This window comes from uncultured Bacteroides sp. (genome assembly GCF_910586915.1).
GTDB lineage: Bacteria > Bacteroidota > Bacteroidia > Bacteroidales > Bacteroidaceae > Bacteroides.
In genome coordinates this window covers 109,939-120,448 of sequence record NZ_CAJULN010000008.1, presented here as the reverse complement: position 1 = coordinate 120,448, position 10,510 = coordinate 109,939, and the positions used below count along the sequence as shown (strand labels likewise).

The 10,510-nt window shown below is 48.2% G+C and carries 10 protein-coding genes and 1 pseudogene; 4 read left to right on the top strand and 7 right to left on the bottom strand.

Annotated elements, in window-relative coordinates; translation table 11 throughout:
- Positions 1-81 precede the first annotated feature (81 nt).
- Entirely contained in the window at positions 82-1,395 is a 1,314-nt protein-coding gene (locus QZ331_RS05325) for a sigma-54 dependent transcriptional regulator (RefSeq protein ID WP_294628694.1), read from the top strand.
- 270 nt (positions 1,396-1,665) lie between these two features.
- Here the strand turns inward: QZ331_RS05325 and QZ331_RS05320 are convergent, their stop codons facing one another.
- The 7 genes and pseudogenes from QZ331_RS05320 to pta form a co-directional block, all read right to left on the bottom strand.
- Positions 1,666-2,463 carry a hypothetical protein gene (locus tag QZ331_RS05320; protein WP_294628692.1) on the bottom strand — a complete coding sequence of 266 codons (798 nt, stop codon included), beginning with the start codon at positions 2,461-2,463 and terminating at the stop codon, positions 1,666-1,668.
- A gap of 15 nt (positions 2,464-2,478) precedes the next feature.
- Complete coding sequence (locus QZ331_RS05315) at positions 2,479-2,847, bottom strand: GntR family transcriptional regulator (protein ID WP_294628690.1); 369 nt, start codon at positions 2,845-2,847, stop codon at positions 2,479-2,481.
- Positions 2,848-2,853: 6 nt separating this feature from the next.
- Positions 2,854-3,684, bottom strand: coding sequence for a hypothetical protein (locus tag QZ331_RS05310; RefSeq protein ID WP_294628688.1), 831 nt, complete (start codon positions 3,682-3,684; stop codon positions 2,854-2,856).
- Positions 3,685-3,690: 6 nt separating this feature from the next.
- A complete protein-coding gene (locus tag QZ331_RS05305; protein ID WP_294628686.1) occupies positions 3,691-4,536 on the bottom strand; it encodes an ABC transporter ATP-binding protein in 846 nt (281 codons plus the stop codon).
- A 293-nt stretch (positions 4,537-4,829) separates the two neighbouring features.
- A pseudogene (locus tag QZ331_RS05300) lies at positions 4,830-5,747 on the bottom strand (tetratricopeptide repeat protein); the annotation flags it as partial.
- 244 nt (positions 5,748-5,991) lie between these two features.
- Positions 5,992-7,191 (bottom strand): acetate kinase, encoded by a 1,200-nt coding sequence (locus QZ331_RS05295; protein WP_294628684.1) that lies wholly within the window; start codon positions 7,189-7,191, stop codon positions 5,992-5,994.
- A 42-nt stretch (positions 7,192-7,233) separates the two neighbouring features.
- A complete protein-coding gene (pta, locus tag QZ331_RS05290; RefSeq protein WP_294628682.1) occupies positions 7,234-8,253 on the bottom strand; it encodes a phosphate acetyltransferase in 1,020 nt (339 codons plus the stop codon).
- A 198-nt stretch (positions 8,254-8,451) separates the two neighbouring features.
- On the opposite strand from pta, the gene QZ331_RS05285 reads away from it, so the two are divergent.
- The 3 genes from QZ331_RS05285 to QZ331_RS05275 are packed head-to-tail and all read left to right on the top strand — an operon-like array spanning position 8,452 to position 10,509.
- Positions 8,452-8,844 (top strand): CidA/LrgA family protein, encoded by a 393-nt coding sequence (locus tag QZ331_RS05285; protein WP_294628680.1) that lies wholly within the window; start codon positions 8,452-8,454, stop codon positions 8,842-8,844.
- Positions 8,841-9,536 (top strand): LrgB family protein, encoded by a 696-nt coding sequence (locus QZ331_RS05280; protein ID WP_294628678.1) that lies wholly within the window; start codon positions 8,841-8,843, stop codon positions 9,534-9,536. Before QZ331_RS05285 ends, QZ331_RS05280 begins: the two co-directional genes overlap by 4 nt.
- Before the next feature lie 55 nt (positions 9,537-9,591).
- A complete protein-coding gene (locus tag QZ331_RS05275) occupies positions 9,592-10,509 on the top strand; it encodes a DUF2156 domain-containing protein (RefSeq protein WP_294628676.1) in 918 nt (305 codons plus the stop codon).
- The last annotated feature ends 1 nt before the right edge of the window (position 10,510 follow it).

Below are 10,510 nucleotides of genomic sequence, written 5' to 3'. Positions count from 1 at the left end.
TCGGTTTTTATTGGGCCGGTGTAGAAAAACTCGATTTTTCTATATAATTTTGTACGATAAAAGAATCAAAAACCCGATAGGATGAAAGCCATATTGATAGTGGAAGATGATATAACTTTTGGAATGATGCTCAAAACCTGGTTAGGCAAGAAAGGGTTCGAAGTATCTTCGGTGAGTAACATTGCCCGTGCCCGGAAGCATATCGAAAGCCGGAAGGTCGACTTGGTATTGTCCGATTTGCGGTTGCCCGACCACGAAGGCATCGACCTGCTGAAGTGGATGAACGACCGGGGAGTATCCATCCCTCTTATCATCATGACCGGATATGCGGATATCCAGTCGGCCGTGCTGGCTATGAAACTCGGAGCGCGGGATTACATCGCCAAGCCCGTCAACCCGGAAGAGCTGCTGAAGAAAATATCCGAAGCCCTGCCAACGGAAAGCTGTCAGGCTCCCGCCGCCGAAGCCCACTCTTATCTGGAAGGAGAAAGCGATGCTGCCAGGCAGCTTTACAACTACGTGGGACTGGTGGCGCCTACCAATATGTCGGTACTTATCAACGGCTCCAGCGGAACGGGCAAAGAGTATGTGGCACACCGCATCCACCAGCTCAGCAAGCGAAACGGCAAACCGTTCGTTGCCGTCGACTGCGGCTCTATCCCCAAAGAGCTTGCCGCATCGGAGTTTTTCGGACACGTGAAAGGTTCGTTCACCGGCGCTTTGACAGACAAGACGGGAGCTTTCGTGGCTGCCAACGGCGGCACTATCTTTCTGGACGAAATAGGAAACCTCAGTTACGAAGTGCAAGTCCAACTGCTCCGCGCACTACAAGAGCGCAAGATACGCCCCGTCGGCTCCACACAGGAGATTGCCGTAGACATTCGCCTGGTGTCGGCTACCAACGAACACTTGGAGCAGGCGATAGAGAAGGGTACGTTCCGCGAAGATCTCTATCACCGCATCAATGAATTTACCTTACGAATGCCCGACCTGAAAGAACGGAAAGAGGATATTCTGCTCTTCGCCAACTTCTTCCTCGACCAGGCGAACAAGGAACTGGACAAACAACTGATAGGCTTCGACGCAAAGGCTTCGCAGGCTTTGCTCAATTATCACTGGCCGGGCAACCTGCGGCAGATGAGGAATATTGTCAAAAGGGCGACTCTACTGGCACAGGGGAGTTTCATTACGTTGCCGGAGTTGGGAAGCGAACTGCTCGAAGCTCCGGTTGCGACTGCCAACAGCATGGCACTCCGCAATGAAGAGAACGAAAAAGAACATATCTTAGAAGCGTTGCGGCAAACGGGGAACAACAAGAGCAAGGCTGCACAGTTGTTGGATATCGACCGGAAGACGTTGTATAATAAACTAAAATTGTATAATATTGATTTGTAGGCTGATTATTATCCATATTGCAGCCTTATAATCAGCTTGTTACAGCGCATATAGATGCTGTGTGCAGGACATATATGAGCTGGACACAGGACATATAGATGCTGGACGCAGGACATATATGCCGTGAAAGCAGCATCTATATGCCCTGCAAACCGTTCATATATAAGCACCTACACATCACCCCCTTTCCAAGAAAAAGGAGCAAGAATGAAAGCCAGTTCATTCTTGCTCCTTTTTTAGATTCCGGTTATAATCCTGTCCGGTCCTTCATCAAGGCTCCACAGATATCGACGACTTCTGCGGAAAGGTCAACTCCAACCTCGCGTTTTCACCTGCAGGCACCCACATAACCTTTCTGCACTCTCCTGTCTGCAAATGATTGCGATGATGTCCGCTTCCCCGCAGGTATTCCGTATCTATCTTGCAACTGTCTAAGCTCCATCTGTTGATGCGGTCGAGATTCAGGTGAAGATTGTCGATTTCACTCTTCTTTGCTTCGAAAGACACCCGCTTTCCATCGATGCTCAAATAGTGCAGACGGCAGGAATCGAGCACTATGTCCTGATAGCCCCCACAGATAGAGATGGAATCCGTTGCCAATTGCTTCAGTTTCAAGTCCAACCCGTCCGTAGGGCAAAGGATGCTTGTCAGCGTGTCGGCATATATCTGCACAGCCAGTCCGTCGGTATATATATAGCTTTTCGTTTGCTGTTGTTCCGGAAGGTTGGGCGTGGTGAAGTCTAATTCCAGCAAGAGTGTATCTTTGGTTCGGCTCACTTTCAGGTAGTCATTCTTCGGATAGACCGCTTTCCGTTCGCCGCCCGCTGCGGCAGCATTGGCGAGGGTCATTTCGCCGAGTATGTAAACATGGTTTTTGTCGTCGGATTGGCGGACGGAGACCTTTACCACACGTATGCCGTCCATATTCATCTCCGCCGGCTCTCCGCCTACGAACAGTTTGTCGCGTTCGCGCGGTTGTGCGAGCAAGAATACCAGCACAAAAAAGGCTACAATCATTATCAGTCCGGAGCCGATAAGCCCCATCAATATATAAGTAGTACGTTTCATAAGATTTCGTTTTTTTTATTTTTGCTGTTTCATAAATTCGCGGTACATGGTCTCTATCTTTCCAATCGGGATGTCAAGCGTGTACAACTGGCGGAAAAAGTACTCCAGTTCCTCCTTCAAGAAAGTCTCCTTGCGAAGAGAGCGAATCAGTTCCTTTGCCCCCGAAGCCACAAAATACCCGATGCCGCGTTTGTTGTAGATAACCTGCTGCGCCTGGAGGTAGTCGAAGGAGCGCATCACCGTATTCGCGTTCACCTCGACGATGGCAGCGTATTCCCTTACGGAAGGGATGCGCTCTTCTTCCGGATACTGCCCCAGCAATATCTCGTCACAGATTCTGTCTGCTATCTGCAAATAAATGGCCTTACTTTCCTTAAAGTTCATAAGCGGTTACATTCGGTTAATAATTTCGGATTCTTTAAAGCGGAAATACGCCAATGTCCAGTTGAGCAGCGTGAAGAAGGAAACAACAAGTATGAACAAGCCCCAAGCGGTTTCGTCGGACGCATGAACACTCTGCGGAAAAGGATAGTACTTATTTGAGTTGTCCACTAATTCCGACAGACCTATTGCTGTCAAAGAGTAGACAGCCACAATCACCGCTCCTGCGGCAAATGTCTTGAGGAAAGAGTTCTTGGGCCATATGGTGCTGCCCAGCACAAACAAAGACTGCACAAAGAAATAGGCTGCCATCAATGCGCCGAATTCCCATCCCGTAGGGCACAAGGTATAGTAACCCTTCACCTTCCCTACCAAATGAGCCAAATTGACAGGGAGAATGAATTCCATTTCGGGATAAATCAACGAATAGAGCAGTACGCGCGTATAGTCTGCCAGTTTATAGGCAATGAGAAATACCACCAAAAACACAACCGTATGCACAAACCAGCGTGCGAAGAAGCTCTCGAAGGGAGTGACCGGAATCATCAGTACGGAGGTACGTCCGGTTTTGGTCTTCATCTTCTCCATCATGAACGAGGCGCTCAGACAGCCGAAGCCCCACAAAGCCCACACGAAGGCAATCAGAAGAAATTCCCATGTACGGTCGTGCGTCGGGTTAGTATTGTACCGGTAGGCAAAATGTGCGTTCCATATCATCACCACCGCCATCAGCCCATACATCAGCACGATGCGGAGCAGGTTCGATTTCCAATTCTCCACCATCTCCTTGCGGCAGAGATTCATAAAACGAGGCAAACTAAAAAAAGTATCTTTCATCATCGTCGTCTATTTTTGAGGGTGAAACAATCGGGCTATCTCGTCGGGAGCGGCTAAGGTGGCGCTGAACAGCAGTTCTAAGTTTATCTCCGATTCGGCCTTGTCGGTGTTGGGGAGTATGAGATGATTGCCCTGGAGGGTGGGGATGGCAAAAAGTGCCTGCTTCGCCAATTGGCGGTCGTCGCTTTCGACAAAGAAGAGTTTGTCGCAGATGTTGCTTGTCGATTCGTCGAGCAGCACACGGCTTTCATCCACTATCAGCACATGGTCGAGTACATGGTCTATATCGCGCACCTGATGCGTGGAAATCACGATGGTCTTGTCGTCGGACATTCCGGCGGCGATGAATTTGCGGAACTGGCTCTTTCCGGGGATGTCGAGTCCGTTGGTAGGCTCGTCCATGAGCAGGAGCGAGGTGTTTGTGGCGAGCGCGAAACTCATAAACACTTTCTTCTTCTGCCCCATAGAGAGTGCGCCGAGGTTGATATCGACATCCATCTCAAAACAATGGAGGTACTTTATCATCTCCGCTTTGTCGAAACGGGGATAGAAAGGGCTGTTCAACTCCACATAGCTGACCAGCGACACTGGGGGAAGGTCGAACTCTTCGGGCACGAGGAACATATCCTGAAGGGTGGCAGGCAACCGGCGGCGGACATCGGTGCCGTGAAACATCACCTTGCCGCTCTTAGGCGTAAGCAAGCCCGACATGAGGTAAAGAAGTGTGGACTTCCCCGTACCGTTCTTCCCCAACAGTCCATACACCCTGCCGGTGCTGAGGGAAAGAGAAAAATCGCGTAGCACCTCACGCTTCGAGCTACGATAAGCAAACGAAAGATTCTTTACTGTAATCATAGTACTTTTGTTTTGTTTAAATAGTTAGCCGTACAGTGTATTAGTATAATAGTACACCGCAAAGGTAAGTAATCTTTTGAATAAAGCAAGAGGAAGGACGAAAAAAATAGAAGAAAAAGAGTATGGCGGTGTGTCAGGACTCGCGCCCATAGGTTGGCACAGGTGTTCACAAGCAATGAAACAAGAGTTTCAAAGCAATGGAACACTTGTTTCAAAGCAATGAAACAAGCATTCCATATACATTGGCACGACTGTGCCACAGTATCGGCGTGGTTCTCTTCACGTATGAAGGGCTACCTGATACCGTTTAATGCTTTTTGCGCAGTCGCATTGTCGGGGTCGAGGGCAAGAATCTTGCTCCAGTACTCCTTCGACTTGTCGCGGTTGGCAACCGCCTGGGCTTTCTGTGCAGGGTCTTCGATGGCCAGGAGGTAGTAGTAGCCGAGGTAACTGTAGCACTCTATCAGGGCGGCGTGGTAGCGGGAGTCGTTCTTGCTTTCGAGCAGGGCGGTAACCTCTTCGTAGAAGGGTTTTGCCAGTCCTTGTGTGGTTTCGGGGTCGAGGGCGGAGTTGGCACGCGCACGCCAGAAGTTGCCCAAGTAATTGTCGGGCGCTGCGGCGGCAATGGTTTGAAACACCGAATCGGCAGCCGCCAACGCCTGTTTGCGCTCGTCGGGGGTGATGACCAGCGAATCGGGCTGCGTGCCCGCTCCGTAGTAGAGTCTGCCCAACTGGAACTGCAAATCGGGCGTCTGCTCCTCTTTGCCGAGCGATGCATAATAACGCTGGTAGGCACTTATTGCTTTCTTATAGTCGTTTTTCTGTTCGCAGGCGGTGGAGATGTTTTGATACAAGTCGGTCTTTGAAGGGTCGAGCGTGAGTGCCTTTTCGTATTGCGCCACTGCCTCGTCGTATTTCTCGAGGTTTTCGAGCAGATGGCCGTAGTACATATAGTCGAGGTAGGAATAGTCGGCACGGTCGCAGGCGTTGAAGAAGAGGTCGGCGGCTTTCATCGCTTCCTCAAAACGTTTCAGGTCGGTGTAGTTGTACATTGCCAGGCGGTTGAGCGCAGCATGGCGGGGATTCTTCTTCAAGCCCATATCGGTCACCTCGATCGACTTGGCGAAATCGTGGTTCAGAAACAAGGCGAAGGCATATTTCACCAAGTCGTCTTCGGTTGCCTCAGGCTGCGTGGCAAAACGGGAGTATGCGGCAACAAAGTCACTATGTATTTCGTATAAGTTTTCATGGTGTTCTTGTTGCTATATGACGGTTAATCCACTTGTTATATTTGCTGATAATTCAACTTTATTATTAAAAACAAGCCAATATCTGTTTTGTTTCCTAAGGAAGCGGTTTTATGTACTAAAAGATGTTTATCGGAATGGGGATACAAAAAGAGGATACCCTTCACGAATGAAAGGTATCCTCTCTATTTATTTGGCAACGGAGTGATTACTTATTCAGAATATCCATTGTATCCGAAGCAATCAGCAACTCTTCGTCTGTCGGAATCACTACCACCTTCACTTTGGAGGCAGGAGTGGAAATGATGGCTTCTTTGCCACGAACCTTCGCATTTACCTCGTAGTCGAGTTCGATGCCCATGAATTCCATGTCCCTGCAAACTTCACGACGACATTCCATCTGGTTCTCGCCGACCCCACCGGTAAACAGGATGATATCCACACCACCTAATGCGGCAGCATAAGCACCAACGTATTTCTTAATACGGTAGTAGTACATCTTTTCGGCCAAAATAGCCTTTTCATTACCCGCTTCACAAGCGGCCAACAGTTCGCGCATATCGCTCGATACACCGGAAATACCCAGCACACCGCTCTTCTTGTTCAGCAGATTGGAAACGCCTGTCGTATTCAGTCCTTCCTTTTCCATGATGAACGTTACCGCACCGGCGTCAATGTCACCGCTACGGGTACCCATCATCAAACCTTCCAACGGAGTCAAGCCCATTGTAGTGTCGATACACTTGCCGTCTTTAATGGCAGCGATAGAGCCACCATTACCAATGTGGCAGGTGATGATTTTCTTTCCTTCGGGATTGATACCCAGGAATTCGCATACACGCTTCGATACATAGCGGTGTGAAGTTCCGTGGAAGCCGTAACGACGTACGCCGTATTTCTCGTACAATTCGTAAGGAATAGCATACATATATGCGTAATCCGGCATAGTCTGATGGAAAGCCGTATCAAATACGCCCACTTGAGGGATGTTGGGAAGAATAGCCGAAACAGCATTCACACCTTTCAAATTGGCAGGGTTATGAAGCGGAGCCAAGTCGTTGCAGGCAGTGAAAGCCTCCAGCACTTCTTTGTTCAGCAATACCGATTCGCTGAAACGTTCGCCGCCGTGTACCATACGGTGACCCACCGCATTGATTTCATCCAAAGACTTGATGGCACCATACTCGGGGCTAATCAACGTATTCAGGATAAATTCCACACCAATCGTATGTTCGGGAATGTCTTTTTCCAACACTTTCTTTTCACCATTCGGCAAAGTCAGTTTCAGGAAAGAGCCCTTCAGACCTATTTTCTCGATACCACCCTGAGCAATCACCTCTTTAGTGGTCATATCGAACAATTTATATTTGATAGATGAACTTCCGCAGTTCAATACTAAGATTTTCATATCGTTTTTCGATTTAATGCTTGAAACGTTTATATCTGATACTTATTTGTTTGCTTTTGCAGCGATAGCCTGATTGGCAGTGATAGCAATCATGCGATATACATCTTCGATGGAGCATCCGCGCGACAGGTCGTTTACCGGACAAGCGATACCTTGAAGAATCGGACCGACAGCGTCAGCGTGTCCCAGGCGTTGAACCAATTTATAAGAGATGTTACCGACTTCCAGGCTCGGAACAATCAGCACGTTTGCCTGTCCGGCTACAAGAGAACCCGGAGCTTTGCTTGTACCCACTTCGGGAACGAGAGCCGCATCTGCCTGCAATTCGCCGTCCAAATCAAGGGTCGGAGCCATTTCTTTGGCAATCTTGGTTGCTTCAATCACTTTATCTACCACTTCGTGCTTGGCCGAGCCTTTGGTAGAGAAGCTCAACATGGCAACTTTCGGATTCTCGATACCGGCAACCGCCTTAGCAGTCTGAGCTGTGCAAACGGCAATCTGAGCCAACTGATTAGCATCGGGAACCGGTGTTACAGCTACGTCGCCCATCACTAAAACTCCATTCTTTCCGTATTCGGGAGCATGAGTCAGCAACAACATAGCACCTGACACACAAGTGATGCCCGGAGCCGTTTTGATAATCTGCAAAGCAGGACGCAATACATTACCGGTAGTGTTGCGGGCACCTGCCAACTGACCGTCAGCATCGCCGCTCTTCATCATCAGACAGCCGAAGAACAAAGGATCGTTTGTCAGTTTACGGGCCTCTTCGATGGTCATTCCTTTCTTCTTGCGGAGTTCGCACAGCAATTGTGCATACTCTTCGTGTTTCGGAGAAGTTTCAGGGTCGATGATAGTAGCTTTACCGATGTTTCCCAATCCCCATTTTGTAGCGAGTTCGTTAATTTCGGTCGGATTTCCCAACAAAATAAGGTCGGCAACTTCATCTGTCAAAATCTGGTTGGCAGCTTTCAATGTGCGTTCTTCAGTACCTTCGGGAAGAACAATACGTTGGCGGTTTGCTTTTGCGCGTTCAACGATTTGGTTGATTAAATTAAGCATAAGATATATTGAATAATATTATAAAACCTATTTATAATGTGTAGTTTGCGATGCAAAAGTAGTCAATTTTGCAATATCCACATTACAATTCGATTCCTTTTTTACTTTCAAGTCTAAAATATTATAATATTTAACACTGTACTCCTATTTTTCCTACCTTTGCAGCGTTTTCGAACAAAATCAACAGGTAATTAGTATATGATACGTCAGTGTGCCATTTTATTTGGCTGTTTGGCTTTGGGTGAATTGATTGTTTACCTCACAGGCATCAAACTTCCCTCCAGCATCATCGGTATGCTGTTGCTCACCCTCTTTTTGAAATTAGGTTGGATTAAACTGCATTGGGTGCAGGGGTTGTCCGACTTTTTAGTAGCCAATTTAGGTTTCTTTTTTGTTCCGCCCGGGGTGGCGCTTATGTTGTACTTCGATGTGATTGCGGCAGAGTTCTGGCCGATAGTAGTAGCCACCGTCGTCAGTACCGCCCTGGTATTGGTTGTCACAGGATGGGTTCACCAAATTGTACGCAAAACAAGATTGCCGGAAAGAGTTTACCGCAAAGAAAACAACCACTTAACCGATAAAGAAAAATGAGTTTCTTAGAGAATAATTTCTTCCTGCTTGCCATCACCTTCGGAGTTTTCTTTTTTGCCAAACTGCTTCAGAAGAAGACAGGGCTGGTGTTGCTTAACCCGATATTGCTGACTATCGCCATTCTTATCATCTTTCTTAAAACGACCGGTATCTCTTACGAGACTTACAACCGAGGAGGACACCTTATCGAATTTTGGTTACGCCCCGCCGTAGTTGCCTTAGGCGTACCTTTATATCTCCAGTTGGAAATGATAAAGAAGCAGTTATTACCGATTCTGCTGTCGCAGTTGGCAGGATGCATTGTGGGTGTTGTTTCGGTAGTGCTGATTGCAAAGTTGATGGGGGCTTCGCATGAGGTCATCCTGTCTCTTGCTCCGAAATCGGTGACTACCCCGATTGCGATGGAGGTAACGAAAGCCATCGGAGGTATCCCCTCGCTCACGGCGGCGGTTGTAGTGGCAGTGGGATTGTTAGGAGCCATCTGCGGTTTCAAGACCATGCAGATTATGCGCGTAGGCAGCCCGATTGCACAGGGGCTTTCGATGGGGACAGCCGCCCATGCGGTAGGCACCTCGACGGCAATGGACGTCAGCAGCAAATATGGAGCATACGCCAGCTTAGGACTGACGTTGAACGGAATATTCACAGCCCTGCTGACTCCCGCCATCCTCCGTTTTTTAGGTATTCTGTAAAAACAAAACCCTCAGACTTTCCGTTATATAAAGAGTGAAAGCAAAACTCAATCTTATGATACCATTTAAAGATATCACATTAGCAGATAAAGACACGATTACCTCATTTACAATGAAGAGCGGGCGGCGCAACTGCGACTTGTCGTTCTCCAATCTTTGCAGTTGGAGGTTTCTGTACGATACGAAATTTGCAATTATCGACAACTTTTTAGTATTCAAATTCTGGGCCGGAGGGCAATTAGCATACATGATGCCCGTAGGCACGGGCGACCTGAAAGTTGCATTGAAAGCACTGATAGCGGACGCCGGAGAGGAAAACCAGCCCTTCTGTATGTTGGGTATATGCAGCAATATGCGTACCGAGCTGGATGCGATTCTTCCCGGACAATTTACTTTCACGGAAGAGCGTGATTATGCGGACTATATTTATTTGCGAAGTGACCTGTCGACCTTGAAAGGGAAGAAATTCCAAGCCAAAAGAAACCACATCAACCGGTTCCGCAATACATATCCGGATTATGAATATACTCCCATTACGCCCGAGCACATCCGGAAATGCCTGGATTTGGAAGCGGAATGGTGCAAAGTGAACAATTGCGACCAACAGGAAGGAACGGGCAACGAACGGCGTGCCCTGATTTATGCCCTCCACAACTTTGAAGCCCTCGGGCTGACCGGCGGTATCCTTCACGTGAACGGAAGAATCGTCGCCTTCACTTTCGGTATGCCTATCAACCACGAGACCTTCGGAATACACGTAGAGAAGGCCGACACTTCCATCGACGGTGCTTATGCAATGATTAATTATGAATTTGCCAACCGGATTCCCGAACAGTACGTTTACATCAACCGCGAAGAGGACTTGGGACTCGAAGGGTTGCGGAAGGCAAAACTTTCCTATCAGCCGGTGACGATTCTTGAGAAGCACATGGCGTGTCTCAAGAATCATCCGTTGGATATGGTAAAATGGTAGA

Excerpts from the sequence above, each read along its gene's own strand:
- QZ331_RS05310 (WP_294628688.1), bottom strand. The coding sequence starts at position 3,684 with ATGATGAAAGATACTTTTTTTAGTTTGCCTCGTTTTATGAATCTCTGC.
- QZ331_RS05275 (WP_294628676.1), top strand. The coding sequence starts at position 9,592 with ATGATACCATTTAAAGATATCACATTAGCAGATAAAGACACGATTACC.
- QZ331_RS05285 (WP_294628680.1), top strand. The coding sequence starts at position 8,452 with ATGATACGTCAGTGTGCCATTTTATTTGGCTGTTTGGCTTTGGGTGAA.
- QZ331_RS05305 (WP_294628686.1), bottom strand. The coding sequence starts at position 4,536 with ATGATTACAGTAAAGAATCTTTCGTTTGCTTATCGTAGCTCGAAGCGT.
- QZ331_RS05280 (WP_294628678.1), top strand. The coding sequence starts at position 8,841 with ATGAGTTTCTTAGAGAATAATTTCTTCCTGCTTGCCATCACCTTCGGA.
- pta (WP_294628682.1), bottom strand. The coding sequence starts at position 8,253 with ATGCTTAATTTAATCAACCAAATCGTTGAACGCGCAAAAGCAAACCGC.
- QZ331_RS05325 (WP_294628694.1), top strand. The coding sequence starts at position 82 with ATGAAAGCCATATTGATAGTGGAAGATGATATAACTTTTGGAATGATG.
- QZ331_RS05315 (WP_294628690.1), bottom strand. The coding sequence starts at position 2,847 with ATGAACTTTAAGGAAAGTAAGGCCATTTATTTGCAGATAGCAGACAGA.
- QZ331_RS05295 (WP_294628684.1), bottom strand. The coding sequence starts at position 7,191 with ATGAAAATCTTAGTATTGAACTGCGGAAGTTCATCTATCAAATATAAA.
- QZ331_RS05320 (WP_294628692.1), bottom strand. The coding sequence starts at position 2,463 with ATGAAACGTACTACTTATATATTGATGGGGCTTATCGGCTCCGGACTG.